The organism is Georgenia sp. H159 (assembly GCF_035607575.1).
Classification (GTDB): domain Bacteria; phylum Actinomycetota; class Actinomycetes; order Actinomycetales; family Actinomycetaceae; genus Oceanitalea.
Window position 1 is genome coordinate 55,370 of sequence record NZ_JAYDZY010000009.1, and the last position, 16,740, is coordinate 72,109.

At 74.2% G+C, this 16,740-nt stretch carries 14 protein-coding genes and 1 tRNA gene; 2 read left to right on the forward strand and 13 right to left on the reverse strand.

All coding sequences use genetic code 11. The features are described from left to right. Window positions 1–7: 7 nt before the first annotated feature. Window positions 8–1,498, reverse strand: a complete 1,491-nt coding sequence (locus VR894_RS13855) for a GTPase (protein ID WP_324652453.1) — start codon at window positions 1,496–1,498, stop codon at window positions 8–10. Next, complete coding sequence (locus VR894_RS13860) at window positions 1,495–3,120, reverse strand: hypothetical protein (protein WP_324652454.1); 1,626 nt, start codon at window positions 3,118–3,120, stop codon at window positions 1,495–1,497. Before VR894_RS13860 ends, VR894_RS13855 begins: the two co-directional genes overlap by 4 nt. Before the next feature lie 110 nt (window positions 3,121–3,230). Here VR894_RS13860 and VR894_RS13865 point away from each other — a divergent pair. Continuing rightward, window positions 3,231–3,303: transfer RNA gene (locus tag VR894_RS13865), tRNA-Arg, on the forward strand. A 49-nt stretch (window positions 3,304–3,352) separates the two neighbouring features. Here VR894_RS13865 and VR894_RS13870 read toward each other — a convergent pair. Both VR894_RS13870 and VR894_RS13875 read right to left on the reverse strand, forming a co-directional pair. After that, a complete protein-coding gene (locus VR894_RS13870; protein ID WP_324652456.1) occupies window positions 3,353–3,586 on the reverse strand; it encodes a hypothetical protein in 234 nt (77 codons plus the stop codon). Between the two features lie 271 nt (window positions 3,587–3,857). Beyond that, a complete protein-coding gene (locus VR894_RS13875; protein ID WP_416380848.1) occupies window positions 3,858–5,243 on the reverse strand; it encodes an MFS transporter in 1,386 nt (461 codons plus the stop codon). Window positions 5,244–5,403: 160 nt separating this feature from the next. Here VR894_RS13875 and VR894_RS13880 point away from each other — a divergent pair, with 160 nt between their 5' ends. Beyond that, a complete protein-coding gene (locus VR894_RS13880) occupies window positions 5,404–6,789 on the forward strand; it encodes an MFS transporter (protein WP_324652459.1) in 1,386 nt (461 codons plus the stop codon). Here the strand turns inward: VR894_RS13880 and VR894_RS13885 are convergent. From VR894_RS13885 to VR894_RS13925, 9 genes are all read right to left on the reverse strand, one after another. Then, on the reverse strand, window positions 6,784–8,034 hold the full coding sequence (locus VR894_RS13885) for an APC family permease (RefSeq protein WP_324652461.1): 1,251 nt from the start codon (window positions 8,032–8,034) through the stop codon (window positions 6,784–6,786). The two genes, VR894_RS13880 and VR894_RS13885, sit on opposite strands and share 6 nt — an antisense overlap. A 71-nt stretch (window positions 8,035–8,105) precedes the next feature. Then, window positions 8,106–8,630: a DUF1697 domain-containing protein gene (locus VR894_RS13890; protein WP_324652463.1), complete on the reverse strand. Its 525-nt coding sequence runs from the start codon at window positions 8,628–8,630 to the stop codon at window positions 8,106–8,108. A gap of 1 nt (window position 8,631) precedes the next feature. Then, the gene (locus tag VR894_RS13895; RefSeq protein WP_324652465.1) at window positions 8,632–10,284 is read right to left on the reverse strand and encodes a polyketide antibiotic transporter; all 1,653 of its coding nucleotides are present in this window, start codon (window positions 10,282–10,284) and stop codon (window positions 8,632–8,634) included. Further along, window positions 10,281–11,210 carry an ABC transporter ATP-binding protein gene (locus VR894_RS13900; protein WP_324652467.1) on the reverse strand — a complete coding sequence of 310 codons (930 nt, stop codon included), beginning with the start codon at window positions 11,208–11,210 and terminating at the stop codon, window positions 10,281–10,283. The genes VR894_RS13895 and VR894_RS13900 overlap by 4 nt, the downstream gene beginning before the upstream one ends. Window positions 11,211–11,226: 16 nt before the next feature. Beyond that, complete coding sequence (locus VR894_RS13905; RefSeq protein ID WP_324652469.1) at window positions 11,227–11,916, reverse strand: TetR/AcrR family transcriptional regulator; 690 nt, start codon at window positions 11,914–11,916, stop codon at window positions 11,227–11,229. Window positions 11,917–12,017: 101 nt separating this feature from the next. Next, window positions 12,018–13,244 carry an ABC transporter permease gene (locus tag VR894_RS13910; RefSeq protein WP_324652471.1) on the reverse strand — a complete coding sequence of 409 codons (1,227 nt, stop codon included), beginning with the start codon at window positions 13,242–13,244 and terminating at the stop codon, window positions 12,018–12,020. After that, window positions 13,241–14,008, reverse strand: coding sequence for an ABC transporter ATP-binding protein (locus tag VR894_RS13915; RefSeq protein WP_324652473.1), 768 nt, complete (start codon window positions 14,006–14,008; stop codon window positions 13,241–13,243). Before VR894_RS13915 ends, VR894_RS13910 begins: the two co-directional genes overlap by 4 nt. Beyond that, the gene (locus VR894_RS13920; RefSeq protein ID WP_324652475.1) at window positions 14,005–15,609 is read right to left on the reverse strand and encodes a hypothetical protein; all 1,605 of its coding nucleotides are present in this window, start codon (window positions 15,607–15,609) and stop codon (window positions 14,005–14,007) included. The genes VR894_RS13915 and VR894_RS13920 overlap by 4 nt, the downstream gene beginning before the upstream one ends. Then, window positions 15,606–16,658, reverse strand: coding sequence for a hypothetical protein (locus tag VR894_RS13925; RefSeq protein WP_324652477.1), 1,053 nt, complete (start codon window positions 16,656–16,658; stop codon window positions 15,606–15,608). Before VR894_RS13925 ends, VR894_RS13920 begins: the two co-directional genes overlap by 4 nt. Window positions 16,659–16,740: the final 82 nt, after the last annotated feature.

Consider the following 16,740-nt stretch of genomic DNA (forward strand, 5'->3'; position numbering starts at 1 on the left):
GACCCGTTCAGGCGTGCTGTGCGGCACCGGCGAGCGCCTCACGCAGCGCCCGGTGCCGGTCGAGCACCGCGGCGGTCGGCGCGCCGAGCCCGCGGACCACGACCTCTCGCACCTCCTCCGTGACGTCCTTCCGGTACCCCGCCGACAGGTCATCCGCGCGCGACCGGCGCCAGGAACGCGCGGCGAGCACCCCTGCGGCCCCCAGCGCGAGGAGCCCCCCGCCGACACCGAGCAACGGCGCGCCCGGGAGGTCGCCGCCACCGAGCAGTCCGACCAGCCCCAGGACCAGTGCCACGATCCCCAGGCCGGCGAGGACGAGTCCGGCGACGTGCAGCGCCACGGCGCCACGCTGCGCGACCTCCGGCAGGGGCACGCGGTCCACTGCGGCCCTGGCGGAGGCGCGCAGGTCCTCCCCGGAGGCGACGTCATGGTCGACCGCGTGCCGCCACCGCTCGGGGAGCCCGGCGGTCGAGGCGGCCAGCCAGCGTCCGCGGACCGCCTCGACGGTCCCGGCCGCCGGCGGTTCGGGGCGTGCCAGCGCTCCCCGGCGGACGCGAGCAGCGGCCGCGCGTACCGAGTCGGCGACGGCGCCGATGCCGGCCGCGCGGACAAGCTCCTCGGTCGCGGCGCCGACCTCGGCCTCACCCACCGGTGGCTCACGGTCCGCGACCGCCACGCGCAGCCGCCCGGCGACCGCCTCGATCTCGGCCTCGGCGGTGCTCGCCGCGATGGAGCGGCGGGCGACGGCGCGGGCGAGCACCTCACGGACGTCGTCGATGCCGTCACCGGTGACGGTCGAGGTCGTGATGACCTCGACGCCGGGCAGCCCGTCCGCGCGGAGCAGGTCGCGGACCGAGTCCAGCACCCGCGGGACGGCCGAACGCGGGATGGTGTCCACCTGGTTGACGAGCACGAGCATCGCGTCCTGCCGGCCCGCGAGCCCCCGGAGGTACCGGGCGTGGAGGGCGTTGTCGGCGTACTTCTGTGGGTCGACCACCCAGACGAGGAGGTCAACGAGCGGCAGCAGCCGGTCCACCTGGTCGGCGTGGGTCTCCGCGACGGAGTCGTGGTCGGGCATGTCGAGGAGCACGAGCCCGTGCAGGGCACGCTCGTCGTCGGCGTCGAGCACGCTCTCCCGCTCGATGCGCCGCTTCTCGGCGACGGCGAGGAAGTCGAGCAGCTCGGTGGCCGTGCCGCCCCACACGCACGCGGCGGCGCGGTCGGTCGTCGGACGGATCGCCCCGACGTCGGCGAAACGCAGCCCCGAGATGGCGTTGAACAGCGAGGACTTGCCCGAGCCGGTGCCACCGACGAGGGCGACGACGGTCCAGTCCACGCCGAGCGCCAGCCGCTCCTCGACCCGGGCGATGTCCGTGTGCGCGGACCGGACGAGCTCGGGGTCGACCTCGTCACCGGCGCGCTCCAGGCCGGTGGCGATGGCCTCGACGCGCGCGGCGAGCCGCTCCTCGTCGAGGTCGGGCACTGACGCGTGGCTCATCGGTGTCCCTTCAGCTCGCTGGCCCGCAGGCGGAGCCCGGCGCCGGCGTCGGCGCGGAGCCCGAGGGCCGCGAGGCGGTCGAGGTAGGGGCCGACCTCCTCGCGGACCACGGCGGTGGCCGTCTCCTCGAGGTCACGGGCCACCCGGGCGACGACGTCCTCACCCGGGACGATCGCCCGCACGGCACGGGCCGCGCCGTCGAGACCGGCGGCGCCCGCCTGCACGAGGGCGCTGAGCCCCGCGGCGGCGAGCACGTCGGCGCGAGCGGGGTCGGCGGCCACGAGCTCCTCGGCCAGCGCATCGGTCCTGCTCGCCCACCCGGAGAGCGCCGTCTCGGCCCGGTCCTCGCGGGTGGCGGCCGGTGCACCGTCGTCGTCGCGCAGGAGACCCGCCCCTCCCCTGTCCTCCTCGGCCCACTCCCCGCGCAGGGAGGAAGCGGCCTCGGCGGCGGCGTCGACGACGAGAGGGAGGAGTGCCTGCCGGGTCTCCCGCCCGATGGCGTCGGCCGCCTCGGTCCGGAGGCGCACGGCGTTGCCCCGCCAGCCGCGCCGGACACGGGTGACGTCGCCCGTCAACGGCGCGAGGACGCCGCCGGTGCTGGCGGCGGCCAGCCAGCGGGTGGTCGGGGCGCCCTGGGTCGCCACACCGGTGCGCAGCCGGGCGACGAGCGCCTCGCCGGCAGAGGAGGCGGCGCCCTCGGCGCGCGAGCGCAGGGTGCCGGCGGCCATCGCCTGCGCGGTGATGCCGTCGGCCAGCCGCAGCAGCTCCTCCCGCAGCGTCCCCCACACACCCTGGGTGGTCCGGCGCACGACCCCGCGGGCGGTGTTGCGTCCCCCGAGCAGGGTGAGCCAGGTGCGGACCGGCTCGACGGCGCGCTCGGGCAGCAGCCCCTCGTGCGGCCCGACGTCCTGCACGACGAACAGGGGGGCCTCACCGAGCCCGAGCCCTGTCATCCGGCCCATGAGGTCGGCGCGGACCTCGGAGAGCACGCGTCGAGGCACCCGGTTGAGCACGACGGCCACCGTGATCCCCCGCTCCTGGGCCTGGCGCAGGACCCGCCACGGCACGGCGTCGCCGTAGCGGGCGGCGGTGGTGACGAAGAGCCAGAGGTCCGCGGTCTCGAGGAGCAGGTTGGCCAGCGTGCGGTTGCCTTCGAGCACCGAGTCGAGGTCGGGGGCGTCGAGGAGGGCCAGCCCGGTGGGCACGCCGTCGTCGGCGACGAGGTCGGCGAGCTCGGTGATCGGGTGCTCGGCGACGAGCCAGGTGTCCTCCGGTCGTGCCGCGAGGACGGGTGTCGTCGTCGTGGGACGGACGACGCCGGCGGGCGTCACCTCCCGGCCGACGACGGAGTTGACGAGCGTGGACTTGCCCGCGCCGGTCGACCCGCCGAGGACGACGACGGCGGGTCCCGTCTCCCGCTTGAGGCGCGGCAGCAGGTGCGCGCCGATCTGGGTCTCGACGCGGTCCCTCAGCTCGCGCAGGTCCGGTGCCCCCGGCAGGTCGAGGGGGAAGCGCGCCGACGTGACGTCGTCGAGGAGGTCGGTGACGACGTCGAGGATGGGCGACCGGCCCCGCACGTGGCGCGCCGGTGCGCCGTCGCGGGTCGAGAGGTTGCCGGGCACCGTCCCATCTTCCCTGGTCAGCAGGAACGAAACCAAGCGTGGACGTCACGTGTCGCGTGTCGGTGGGTGTGACGTACTACCGTTGTCGCTGGCGTCGACGGCGGCGCCCGGCCCCCGTAGCTCAATGGATAGAGCAACGGCCTTCTAATCCGTAGGTTGCAGGTTCGAGTCCTGCCGGGGGCGCTCTACGCCGAGCGGGCGGTGCGCGCGTCGAGCGGGCGCCCGAGCGGCATCAGTCCCAGGACCTCCTCGCCGCTCGCGACGAGAGGACGAGCGACGCGCGAGAGCGCCGGCTCGTCGAGGCCACCCACGAACACCGTGCCAGCCCCGCGCCTGCGGCCCAGAGGTAGAGGTTCTGCGCGACGAGGCACGCCTCCACACACGCGAAACGCTCGCCGTGCCGGGTGCCGAGCTCCTCGAAGCCCTCGTTCGCCGCCGCGAGGTCGGCGCAGAGCATGACCACCACGGGGCAGCGCACCAGCCACGGCGCGTCGACGGTCGCCCCGGCGAGCGTCCACGCGCCGATGCGTGAGCGCGGACGCCGTCCTCGCCCCGCGCAGTCGCACTCCGGAGCGCCGACGCGAGGTGCTCGATGTCGAGCGGCTCGGCGTCGTACGCCTTCACCGACCGGCGATCCCCCACCACGGGGTCAGCGGGGTCGGTGGGCCGAGCGGGAGCCGGGTCGTCCGCCCACCAGCACCACGAGTCACAGCCCGAGCCTACGCCCGGGCCCCGGCTCAGCCGCGTGCCGGTCGACCGGTCCGACCACCGCCGCGGGCGCCCCGCTGGTCGAACATCGCAACGGCGAGCGTCACCAGCAGCAGCAGCCCCGTCGCCCCGAACCCGGCCGTGATCGCGACCGTCCACCCGGAGGTCTCGAGCACGGCGAAGAGGACCGCGGTGATGATCGCCAGCCCCATCGCCGTCCCGATCCGCTGGGCGGTCTGCAGCACCCCACCGGCGCTGCCCGAGTACGCCAGTGGCACCTCACCCAGGGTGAGGGTCTGGTTCGGCGTGATGACCATGCCCTGGGCGGTACCGATGAGGCCTAGGGTGAGCAGCATCCACCACACGCTGAGCACGCCCGTCTCGACGAGCTGGACGACGGCGATGCTCAGCCCGAGCCCGACGACGGCGATGCAGATCCCCGCGATGACGATCTGCCGACCGAGGCGAAAGACACGGCGGCCGGCCCAGTTCGAGCTGGCCGCGGACAGCAACGCCGCCGGCAGCCCGATGAGTCCGGCCTCCAGGGCGCTGCGGCCCAGACCGTTCTGCACGTACAGGGCGACGAGCACCCACACGCTCGTCACTCCCATGAAGTAGGTCCCGGCGATCACCGTGCCCACGGAGAAGCTCCGGATCCGGAACAGCGCGAGGTCCACCATGGGGGCGCGGCCGCGGCGGCGGTAGCTGCGCTCCCACCAGACCCACAGCGCGACGAGCCCGGCGCCCACCGGCAGCAGCAGCCAGCCCCGGGCACCGAGGCCACGCTCGACGAAGGGCAGCAGCACGGCGAGGACCGCGAGCCCGAGGAGCACCGCACCGACCGGGTCGAGGTCCCGGTCGCCGCGCGCCGCCTCGCTGCGGGGCACGCGCACCGGCCGCGGGAACCAGCGCACGGCGAGCACGATCGCCACCACCCCGACCGGCACATTGACGAGGAACGTCCAGCGCCAGCCCTGGGCCTCACCGGCGAGCTGGATGATCAGCCCCCCGAGGACCGGCCCGATCGCCACGGAGACGCCGATGACGCTGCCCAGGGCCCCGTAGGCGCGGCCCCGCTCCGGCCCGCGGAAGTACTGCTGGATCATGCCGAAGACCTGCGGGTTGAGCAGCCCGGAGCCGAGCCCCTGGACGAAGCGGGCGATGTTGAGGCTCATGGGGTCCGGCGCCAGGCCGCCCGCGACGGAGGAAAGCGTGAAGATCGCCACCCCGGCGATGAACAGCGGCCTGCGCCCCACGATGTCGCCCGCACGTCCGGCCGCCACCAGGATGACGCCGAACGTCAACGCGTATCCGGACAGCACCCACTGGAGGTCGGAGTCCGAGGCGCCCAGTCCTCGCTGGATGGACGGGAGGACGACGTTGATGATGCTCACGCCCACGAGGGACATGAACATCGCCACGAGAAGGACCGCGAGGATCCGCCAGCGTCGGGGGTCGGGTGTCTCCGTGCCCGTGGGGTCCGGGCTCACCTGTCTACGTCCATCGGGTTCAGGGAGGCCACCTTCCAGATCGCTGCTCCGCGCTCTGATGCTACTGGTGAGACCATGGGACACCGTGACGTCCCGACTCTCCCGCTTCGGCAGCAGCGCCCGGCGCTCGCCCTGGGCGGTCTGGGCGACCGGTGCCGGTGTCTACTTCCTCGCACTCCTCCACCGCGCCTCGCTCGGGGTCGCCGGCCCCGAAGCCGTCGACCGGCTCGGGATCTCGGCGACCGAGCTCGGTTCCTTCGTCATGGTGCAGCTCGGGCTCTACGCGCTCATGCAGGTGCCCGCGGGGGTCGCCATCGACCGGTGGGGGGCGCGCAGGGTGCTGCTCGTCGCGACCCTGGTCATGGGGCTCGCCCAGCTCGGCTTCGCGGTCGCCACGAGCTTCCCGCTTGCCCTGGCCGCTCGCGCCCTCCTCGGGACGGGCGACGCCGCCGTCTTCATCGCCGTGCTCCGGCTCGCGGCGATGTGGTTCCCGCACCACCGCTACGCGGTCCTCACCATGCTCACCGGGCTCGTCGGCATGGCCGGGAACCTCGCCGCGACGGTCCCGCTGGCTCTCGCCCTCGGCAACCTCGGCTGGCTGCAGACCTTCGCGGGCACCGGCGCGGTCTCCCTCGTCTACGCGCTCCTCCTGCTGCGGCCGGCCGTCGCCGCTCCGTACCGCGAGGAACCGACGGCACCCGAGCAGACCGCCGCGCCGGCGCCGACCCGCCGCGCCGTCGCCGACGTCCGCGCCGCCTGGGCGCGCCGCGAGACGCGACTGGGTTTCTGGACCCACCAGGCGACGATGACGCCCGGCGTGGTCATCTCCCTCGTGTGGGGCTACCCCTACCTCACCGAGGGGCTGGGCTACACCGGAGCGCGGGCCGCGTCCCAGCTCTCGCTCTACGTGCTGGCGACGCTGGCCACCAGCTTCGTGGTCGGCCCTCTCGCCGGGCGACGGCCGACGTGGCGCACCCCGATGGCGCTGGCCATCTCGCTCACCGGGATCCTCGGTGTCGCCGTCCTGGTCCTGTGGCCGGACGGCCACCCGCCGCCCGTGGTGGTCACCGCGGCCTTCGTCGCCTTCGCCGTCGGCGGGCCCGGGTCGCAGATCGGCTTCCACATCGCCCGCGACTACAACGCCCCGGTCCGCATCTCCACCGCCACCGGGCTCGTCAACGCCGGTGGGTTCTCCGGGGCCATGGTGGCCGCGATCATGGTCGGGCTCGTCCTGGACCTGCGGTCCGGCGGCGAGGTGACGAGCCAGCTCGACTACCGGTGGGCGCTGGGCTCCATCGCCGTCCTCGCCGTCGGCTCGACGCTCGCGATGAGCCTCACGCTGCTCGGGGTGCGCGCCGACGTCCTCGAGCGGATGGGACGCCGGGAACGCGTCGTCGTACCTGCGACGGAACGGTGGTGGGACCGGGCCTACCGCCGCCTGACGCGCCGTCCCCCGCTGCCGCCGTCATGACGCCCACCCGGCCCGGCGGGTCACCACCCGGTACCCCGCGCCGACGGCTAGCACGACGACCCCGCCCAGCACCGCCGTCGTCGGCAGTGCCGCGGCCAGGACGAGGCAGCCGACCATGCCCACCACCTGCAGCAGCCGCGGGAAGCGGCGTCGCGGCGGCTGCTGGGTGAAGGCCGCGGCGTTGGCGACGGCGTAGTACAGGAGCACCCCGAAGGACGAGAACCCGATCGCGTCCCGCAGGTCGGCGACGAGCACGAGCCCGGAGACGACGACGGCGAGCACCACCTCGGCCCGGTGCGGCACCCGGTACCGGGGGTGGACCGCCCCGAGCCAGCGCGGGAGGTCACCGTTGCGTGCCATCGCCAGGGTGGTGCGCCCGACGCCGGCGACGAGCGCGAGCAGCGCCCCCAGCGCCGCGAGCGCGGCCCCGGCGCGCACCAGCGGGACCAGCCAGGTACCGGCGACGGCCTCGGCGACCGGCGCCTCCGCCGCCGCCAGCTGCTCGGGGCCGAGCGCGAGCAGGAGCATGACGGCGACGAGGGTGTAGAGCACGAGCACCACGGTCAGGGAGGTGAGGATGGCCCGCGGGATCGCACGCTCGGGGTTGCGAACCTCCTCGCCCAGTGTCGCGACCCGCGCGTAGCCGGCGAAGGCGAAGAACAGCAGGCCGGCGGACTGCAGCGTCCCGGACCAGGACAGGTCGGCGGGGACGGCCCCGAGTCCCCGGCCGGCCCCACCGAACCCGGCCGCCACCGCCAGCACGAGGATCAGGAGCACGACCGCGACAAGGACGCGGGCGAGCGCCGCCGTCCGGGTGACCCCCACGTAGTTCACGGCCGCGAGGCCGACGACGGCGAGCACCGCGAAGGGTCTCGCCCACCCGGGCGGGGCGGCGTAGGCCGCGAAGGTGAGCGCCATGGCGGCGCAGGAGGCGGTCTTGCCCACGACGAAGGACCACCCGGCGAGGAAGCCGGGCCACGCCCCCAGCCGCTCGCGGCCGTAGACGTAGGTACCGCCGGAGGTGGGGTACTGCGCCGCGAGCTGGGCCGAGGCCGTCGCGTTGCAATAGGCGATGACCCCCGCGACCACCAGGCCGAGGAGCAGCCCCGTGCCCGCGGCGGCGGCGGCCGGCGCGAAGGCCGCGAAGACGCCGGCTCCGATCATCGAGCCGAGGCCGATGACGACGGCGTCCCCCGTGCCGAGCCGCCGGGCGAGGCTCGCCGGCTGCTCCTGCGAGCTCGCCATGCCCACCCCTCCCCGTCCCGACCGAACGCCGCCACCGTACGCCGACGTCGACCGGGAGGTGGACGGGACCGTCAGGCGAGCCTGCGTAGGGTCCGGAGGTTGCGGGTCGTGACGAGCGGCTTGAAGCGGGCCTTGGCGATGAGCGTGGCGAACGGGGTGGTCGTGCTGCCGCCCTTCGGGGCCTCCCAGTAGACGACCCCGTCTCCGGGTGCCAGCCGTTCGCCGTCGTGCGGTGCGGCGAGCGCATGCTCGGCGAGCTCGGCGACCGTCCCCGGGTCGGCGCAGAACACGACGTACGGGTGGTGCACCGCCTCGTCCGTGTCGAAGGGGTAGTCCGCCACGATCGCCCGGACGGCGTCGAGCGGCAGCACGTGCACCCACGCGTCGTAACCGAAGCGGTCCCGCAGTGCCCGCTCGGTGGCAGCCTTGAGGTCCGCCGTCGTCGCGCCGTCGGCGTCGAAGACGACGTTGCCGGAGGCGAGCACGGTCCGCACGGCCTCCAGCCCGAGCCCGCGGAACGTGTCCCCGAGCTCGGGCATGGTGATCCGCACGCCGCCGACGCTGATGCCCCGGAGCAGGGCCACGTAGCGCGTCATGTCATGCGCTCCCGACGTCCCGGCGGCGCAGGCCCGCCGCTCCCACCGCCGCGAGGAGCACCGCCAGGGCCGTCATGACGACCAGGGGCAGGGCCCGCGGGTCGGCGTCCGGCACCATCGGCACGTGCGTGAGCGGGGACAGGTCGCGGGCCCAGTCCGGCAGGTCGAGGAGGTCACCGAGGAACACGACGACGGAGGCCCAGACGACCAGCGCCCACGCGAGCCCGGCGCCCCGCGGGAGCAGCCCGTAGAGCGCCACGGCGACCCCGGCGACGAACAGGACCGCGGGCAGGTAGGCGAGTGACGCGACAGTCAGCTCCCCGACCCACTCGCCCGTCCCCGTCGCTGCGGCGACGCCGATCCCGACGCCCAGCCCGAGCACCACCTGCATGAGGACGACCCCGACCGTGACGACGGCCAGCCAGCCGCCGAGCAGCCCGGTGCGCGGGCTGCCGGCGACCAGGACGCTCTCGACGCGGCCGGCCTTCTCCTCACCGCGCAGCTGCAGGACGCCCCAGACGGCGAGCGCCACCGGCCCGAGGGAGAGGAAGGCGAGCATGACGGCGGCGAAGGAGCGGGTGAGGTCGTCGAGGTCGAGGGCGATCCACTGCCCGAGGTCGGGCAGGTCGCCGATCATGTCCTCCAGCGCGGTCGCGAGCGTCCCGAAGGCGACCGCGAAGAGGAACAGACCGATCCCCCAGCCGACGATGGTGCCGGTGACGTGCCGGCGGGCGAGGCCCGTGGGTGTCGGCAGCCCGCGGGACGCGGTCGCCGGACCGGGCCGTGCCGGCCGCAGACCGGCACCGAGGTCGCGTCGCCGCGCGAGCAGCACCCCGACGGTGAGGAGCACGGCCGTCGCCACCGCCGAGAGGGCGAGTGGCCACCAGCGCAGGTCGACGTAGAGCTTGGTCTGCTGGGCCCAGGCGAAGGGCGAGAACCACGACAGCCACGACCCCTCCCGGTCGATGACGTCGCCGACCCCGCGCACGAGGAACGCGACGGCAATGGCACCGAGAGCCATCCCCGAGGCAGCGCGAGCGTGCTCGGTGACCTGCGCCGCGACGGCGGCGAGCGCCCCGAAGACCAGCCCGGTGAGCGCCGTCGCCAGGCCGAAGGCGAGGGAGTCCACCGTCTCCATGCCGGTGCCGACGAGCGCGCCGATCAGCGCGAGACCCACGGCCACGTTGGCGAGCGACACGGTGAGCACGGCGGCCACCGCCGGGGCGAAGCGCCCCACCGGCAGCGAGCGCAGCACCTCGAGGCGGCCGGACTCCTCCTCGGCGCGGGTGTGCCGCACCGCGAGGAGCACGCTTATGATCGCCGCGGGCAGGAAGACCCACAGGGACAGCTCGTTGGCGAGCATCGCACCGAAGGTGTAGTCCTCCAGCGCGAACGCCGGACCGGTCATCATGACCGCCGCCGGGTTGTTCATGAGGGACGCCCGGGCCTGCAGGGCCGCGGCGTCCGGGTAGGTCTCCTCCAGCGCGACGACCGAGGACGCGACGAGGGCGAGGAACGCCAGCGCCCAGATGAGGATCTGCCGCCGTGAGACGCGCAGGTAGAGCCGCAGCAGCGCGCCGGTGCCGGCGAACGGCTCGGACCCGACGGCGCGCTGGGTGGAGTCGGGCGGTCGGGTGCGGGTCGCGGTGCTCACCGGACCTCCTCGACGGCCTGGGCCTCCTGGGCGGGGAGCTCGTCACCGTAGTGACGCAGGAACAGCTCCTCCAACGACGGCGGCGTGATGGTGAGGTTCTCGACGCCGAGGTCCGCGAGGACCGGGAGCACCCCCCGGACGGCGGTGTCGTCGACGTCGAAGCGGAGGCGACCGTTGTCGACGGTGACGTCGTGGACACCGGGGGCCCGTTCGAGCCGGGACGGGTCCGCGGGCGTCGTCGCGGTGACGGTCGAGCGGGTGAGGTGGCGCAGCTGGGCCAGCGTCCCGCTCTCGACGTCGCGGCCGGCACGGATGATCGTCACCGTGTCGCAGAGCTTCTCCACCTCGGCGAGGATGTGGCTGGAGAGCAGTACGGTGCGCCCGGCGTCCCGCAGTGCCCTGACCTCGTCGGTGAAGACGGCCTCCATGAGCGGGTCCAGCCCCGAGGTCGGCTCGTCGAGCAGGTAGAGCTCGACGTCGCGGGAGAGCGCGGCGACGAGTGCCACCTTCTGCCGGTTGCCCTTGGAGTAGGTTCGCGCCTTCTTCGTCGGGTCCAGCTCGAAGCGCTCGAGCAGCTCGGCGCGGCGCTTGCGGTGGGCGGAGCCCCGCTCGTGCCGCGTGAGGACGTCGATCGCCTCACCGCCGGTGAGGCCCGGCCACAGGCTCGTGTCACCGGGGACGTAGGCGAGCCGGCGGTGGACGTCGACGGCGTCACGCCACGGGTCGCGACCCAGCACCTCGGCGGTGCCGGAGGTGGCACGCAGCATGCCGAGCAGGATCCGGATGGTCGTGGACTTCCCTGAGCCGTTGGGTCCGAGGAAGCCGGTGACCTGGCCTCTCGGGACGGTCAGCGAGAAGCCGTCGAGGGCGCGGGTGGCCCCGAAGGTCTTCGTGAGGTCGCGGGCGGAGATGGCGGTGTCGGACATGGGGTCTCCTGGACGGTCATGGAGCGCGGGGCCGGCCCTCACGGTCGGCGAGGTAGGCGTCGAGCAGCGTGCTGTCGGTGAGCACGCCCTCGGTGAAGAGCTCGAGAGTCGGGCCGATGGTCCGATCGGAGTAGGACCGGAACCAGGCCGAGAGCTCGTCGAGGTCGAGGCGCTCCCGCTGGGCGGGCAGCTGGAGCAGCAGGGCGCCCAGTGCCATCTCGGTGATGAACCGGGCGCGCGCCTCGGGGTCACGGCTGGGGCGGACGGTCCCCGCCTCCTCGCCGGCCCGCAGGTACTCGACGGCGTCGGCGACAAGGTCGTCGACGAGCTGGGTGGCGAGCGGGCCCCCGGCCTGCAGCCGGCGCAGGACGTACCCGATGACGGGCGCGTACCCCTCGATCTCGGCGAGCTCGGCGAGCATGGCGCCCGCCCCTCCTGCACCGGCGACGAGCGTCGACTCCTTGCGCCGCGTCACCGCGAGCACGTGCCTGTCGCAGGCATCGCGGAGCCGGTCGCCCGAGCCGAAGTGGTGGATGATCAGGCCCGCGCTGACGCCGGCATCCGCCGCGATGGCACGCAGCGGGGCGCCCATGCCGTCCGCCGCGAAACGGCGGACGGCCGCGTGGAGGATCCGCGCGCGAGCGGTGAGCTCGCCGGCCCCGTGCGGGCTGCCCGGCACCGCAGGGTCGGCCTGGGCTGAACTCATGTTCAACATGCTATACGCGCGTTCAGTCGCATGTCCAGAGCCGTGGCGGGCGCGTGTGGCGATCGAGCGCGAGGTCGGTCGGGACGGGCGGCGGTGGCGGCTCAGAGCCCGCCGCGGAGTGCGGCGACGGGTTCCAGGGACGCCGCCTTGAGTGCCGGGTAGGCGCCCGCGACGAGCCCGATGACGCCACCGAGCAGCGCCGAGCCGCCGACCAGCCGGAGGTCGAGCACCGGCGTCCACTCCTGCGCGATGCTCACGCCGACCACCGCGAAGGAGCCCAGGGCCGCGCCGATGAGGCCGCCGAGCAGGCCGATCGTCACCGACTCGAGGACGAACTGCGCGGCGATCTGCCGGCGACTCGCCCCCAGGGCCCGGCGCAGCCCGATCTCACCGACGCGCTCGATGACCCCGAGGAGGGTGACGTTGGCGATCCCGAGCCCGCCGACCAGCAGGGCGACGGCACCGAGGGCGAGGAAGATGGCGTTGACGTCGCTCTGCACGTTCTCCTGCAGCCGGTTGCCGACCGCCGGCGCCTGGACCGTGATGTTCTCCGGGGTGTTCGGGGACAGCGCGAGCGGCGCCTGCTCGGCCACGAGCGGGCCGGCCCCGACGGCGATCTTCACCTGTGCCTCGGACGCGCTCGTCAGCCCGAAGTCGGCCCGGGCGGTACCCAGCGGCAGGATGACGGCGTCGAGCACGTCGCGCCGTCGGGACACGTCGGAGACGATGCCGATGACGGTGTAGGCGTCCTCCCCGATGAAGATGGAGGGTTGGGAGTCGACGCGGTTGACGCCCAGCCGCTGCGCGGCACCGGCCCCCAGGACCGCCACCCGGTCGCCCCGGGCGTCGTGCCCCGAGTCGAACATCCGGCCGGTGGCGAGCGTGCCGCGCAGGGCCGGGAGCAGCTCGGACGAGCTGGCGACCAGCCTCGGCTGGACCTGGGCGGGGGCGGACGGGTCGACGAGCGGCACGGACGTGATGCGCCGGTCGCCCGCGTCGAGGTCGGCGAGCAGGGCGACCGACTCCACCCCGTTGAGCCGCCCCAGCCGCTCGGGCGTGTCCCAGGGCAGCGCGGTGCGGGAGCGGCTGGAGCCGTCCGCGCCCTGCGCCGTCCCGGGCGCGACCACAGCCTGGGTGGCGGCAACGGCGTCGAACTGGCGGGCGATCTGCCCACCACCGGTCTGGGCCATGCCGATCGTCACGACGAGGGCCGCGATGCCCAGTACCGTGCCGAGGATCGTGAGCGCGAGCTTCCCGGGGCGTGCGCCGATGCCGTGCCCGGACTCGCGAACGAGGTCACGTACCCCGAAGCCGTTGCGGCGGCTCATGGCAGCTCCCGCAGCGTGCCATCGGTGATTCGGACCCGGCGCTGCGCACGGGCCGCGACGGCGTCGTCGTGGGTGATGACGAGCAGGGTGAGCCCGTCGGCGTGGAGCTCGTCGAAGAGGTCGAGCACCTCTCCCGACGTCGTCGTGTCGAGGTTGCCGGTCGGCTCGTCGGCGAGCAGCAGCCGGGGCGCGGTGACGACCGCCCGGGCCACCGCGACGCGTTGGCGTTCACCGCCCGAGAGCGTCGTGGGCCGGAACCCGATCCGGTGCTCGAGACCCACCCGCTGCAGCGCCGCGTAGGAGCGGCGCAGGCGGTCGGCGCGCGGTAGCCCCGAGTACATCGTGGCGAGGAGGACGTTCTCCAGGACGGTGCGGTGTGGCAGCAGGTGGAAGGCCTGGAACACGAAGCCGATGAGCCCGCCGCGCAGCGCCGTGCGCTCGCGCTCCCCGACGGTGTGGGTGGGGATGCCGTCGAGCCAGTACTCCCCCGTCGTCGGCCGGTCGAGCAGCCCGAGGATGTTGAGCAGGGTGGACTTGCCCGAGCCGGACGGGCCGACGATCGACACGTACTCCCCGGAGCGCGCCTGGAAGGAGGCCGGGTGCAGGGCCGTGACGGCGGGCGGGCCGGGGAAGGACCTCGACACCGCCCGGAGGTCGACCACCGGCCTGGCTAGCGCGGGCTCACCGCCGGCACCGTCCGACGCAGCCGCGGGCGGGACCTCCGCCACCGTGAGGGTGGGGGATCCAGGGTCCCGCTCGGTCATCTGCCGACCACCACGAGGTCACCGGCAGCCAGCTCGGACGAGCGGACCTCGACGTAGCCGCCTGCCGTCAGACCGGTCTCCACGACGACGATCTCGGTGCCCTCGCCACGGTCCACCTCGACGCGGCTCTCCCCGCCCGGGCCGGCCGTCAGCGCGGCGACCGGCACGACGAGCACGTCGCCGCTCGTGGACTCGAGCGGGATCGTCACCCGGACGTTGGACCCAAGGATCGCAGCGCGCTGCTCCTCGGTGATCTCACCGGGGACGAGGACGATCTCGCGGCGGTCGCCACCCGAGCCCGCGTCGCCGTCGCCCTCGCCCTCCTGGTCGGTGTCCGGCCGGCGGGTCGCGATCTCGCCGACGGTGGCCTCCAGCTGCTCCTCGCCCACCGAGAAGTAGGCGGTCATGCCCTCGGTGATGAGCTCGATGTCGGAGGCGGACACGCTGGCGCGCACCTGAAGTGTCGCACCGGAGATGGTCAGCGCCTCACCGCTGACGCTGTCACCGCGGCCGACCGTGACCGAGTCCACCCGGCGGGGCAGGGTGTCGACGTAGACGATCTCGGCCGCCGGCAACGGTGTGCGGGAGCTGCTCCACGCCTCGTCGACGGCGACCCGAGCCTCCTCGAGGGCCTGCGCCGCGGTGTCTCGGGCGGCGACCTCGGCGGAGAGGTCCGGCCTGGCGAGCGCCTCGGCGCGCTCCGCGCGGACGAGCTCGAGCTCCTCCCGCGCCTGCGTGACGGCCTCGGCGCCCTCGCCACCGTCGACGGCGGCCTGGACGGCTCGCTCGGCACGAGCGACCGCGGTGTCGTGCCGCAGGCGCTCGGAGCGGGGCAGCCCGTCGGCTGCGCGGTCGAGCTCGGCCTGCGCCAGGGACAGCGCCTCCTCGCTCATCCGCTGGGTGTCCCGGGCGGCGCGCAGTGCCTCCTCCGCACCCTCCTCCGGGCGCGGCGCGGCGTAGCCGCTCTGCGCGTACAGGGCGTCGACGGCGGCTGCGGTCGCCGCGTCGAAGCTCTCCGAGGTGGGGTCGCCAGGACTCAGCCCGAGGGCGACGAGCGCCTCCTTGAGCTGGACGACGTCCGGGCCGGAGCTGCCCACGCGCAGCGTCCGGTAGATCGGGAGCTCACCCGGCAGCACGATGACGGGGCGGCCGGCGATCTCGAGGATCACTTGTCCCGCCTCGACGACGTCCCCGACCTCGGGGACCTGCCCGGTGACGATCGCCGCACCCCCCAGGTCCCCGGTCTCCAGGCTGACCGGGACGGGGTCGTCGTAGAGCACGTCACCCCGCAGGGTGAGGTCGGTGGACAGCTCGCGCTGCTCGACGGGCACCGTGATGACGCCGGCCTCGGGCGGAGCGGCCTCGGCGGCCCGCTGGGCCGGCGAGACGACGAGCTGGCTCACTGCGATGCCGGCACCGAGACTGACGACGGCGGTCACCGCGATCGTCATGATCGTCCGGTTGGCGCGTGGAGGGCGGACGTCGTCGGGCAGGTCCGCGTCCGGGTCGGCCGGTGCGTCACCCGCTCCGAGTGCCGCGACCCCGAGCGCGTCGTCGTCCGTCCGCGCGCCCCCGGGGAGCCACCGGGGCCGGCGGCTCACGACTCCTGCCCGTAGGTGGCGATGAGGGCGTCGATCTCGGCGCTGTAGGTCTCGACGAACGTCTCCTCGAGGTCGAACTGGACCTGCAGGTACCGGGTCTGCGTCTGGAGCTCCTCCTGGCACGCGTGGTCGGCGACGGCCGTGGCGATCTCTCGTTCACGCAGCGCATCCAGACCCGCCTCGTCCATGTACTCGCGGACCGGGTCGGCGGTCTCGCCGAGCGCCTCCCAGTCGATGGTCTCCCAGTCGACCTGGCTGTCGGCCTCCATGTAGAGGCGGTCGTACTCCTCGTAGAGGGCCGTCGAGGCCTCGTCGGGCGTCGTCATCCCGCTCACCCCGGCGTCGGCCATGCACTCGGCCCACTCGGCGTTGATCTCGGTCACCCGCGGGTCACGCTGGGCGTCCTCGTAGAGTCGCTCCGCGGCGGCGAAGAACTCGGTGAACGCCGGGTCCTCCATCATGGCCGCGTCCTCGTCCTCCTCGTAGACCTCGTGGTAGGCCCGGCCCTGGCAGCCCGCCTCCTCCCAGCTGTACTCCTCGGCGATGTCCTCGCCCTCGACCCACTCACCGTCGCCCTCGGCGAAGGTCGGCTCCCCGTGCAGTGCGGCGAAGTAGGCCTCCTGCTCCGAGGGCGACATCGAGCTGACGTAGTCCTCGTTCGGGTCGACCCACTCCTCCGCGGGCTCTGCCGGCTGCTCGTCGGCCCACGGCTCCGTCGTGATGCCGTACCCGTACTGCTCCGCCCACTCCGCGGTGTCGACGTCCTCGTCCTCGGTGTACGTCACCGCCTGGTCCTGGGCCACGGGGAGATACTCGAAACCCTGCTCGGCCATGCAGGTCGCGGTGATCTCCTCGACCTCACGCTGGCGCTCGGCCTCCTGGCGCTCCCACTCCTCGGGGTTCTCCTCGGTGCCGTAGAACTGCGCGAACGCCTTGCTGAGCGGACTGTCCTCCCAGCTGAGCTCGTCGGCCGGGGCCGCCTCGCCGGAGCACGCACCGAGGGCCAGCAGCAACAGTGCCGAGACGGCGACGACGGGACGGTGGCGCATGGCATCTCCTCAGCCGTGGCCCGCGCCGAGTTGCGGGCCGCTCCAGCCGAGGGTATTGAGGCAGCCGCGCCCGCTGCGTCAT

Excerpts from the sequence above, each read along its gene's own strand:
- VR894_RS13885 (WP_324652461.1), bottom strand. The coding sequence starts at position 8,034 with ATGGCGAGCTCGCAGGAGCAGCCGGCGAGCCTCGCCCGGCGGCTCGGC.
- VR894_RS13925 (WP_324652477.1), bottom strand. The coding sequence starts at position 16,658 with ATGCGCCACCGTCCCGTCGTCGCCGTCTCGGCACTGTTGCTGCTGGCC.
- VR894_RS13910 (WP_324652471.1), bottom strand. The coding sequence starts at position 13,244 with ATGAGCCGCCGCAACGGCTTCGGGGTACGTGACCTCGTTCGCGAGTCC.
- VR894_RS13915 (WP_324652473.1), bottom strand. The coding sequence starts at position 14,008 with ATGACCGAGCGGGACCCTGGATCCCCCACCCTCACGGTGGCGGAGGTC.
- VR894_RS13875 (WP_416380848.1), bottom strand. The coding sequence starts at position 5,243 with ATGTTCATGTCCCTCGTGGGCGTGAGCATCATCAACGTCGTCCTCCCG.
- VR894_RS13855 (WP_324652453.1), bottom strand. The coding sequence starts at position 1,498 with ATGAGCCACGCGTCAGTGCCCGACCTCGACGAGGAGCGGCTCGCCGCG.
- VR894_RS13890 (WP_324652463.1), bottom strand. The coding sequence starts at position 8,630 with ATGACGCGCTACGTGGCCCTGCTCCGGGGCATCAGCGTCGGCGGCGTG.
- VR894_RS13900 (WP_324652467.1), bottom strand. The coding sequence starts at position 11,210 with ATGTCCGACACCGCCATCTCCGCCCGCGACCTCACGAAGACCTTCGGG.
- VR894_RS13905 (WP_324652469.1), bottom strand. The coding sequence starts at position 11,916 with ATGAGTTCAGCCCAGGCCGACCCTGCGGTGCCGGGCAGCCCGCACGGG.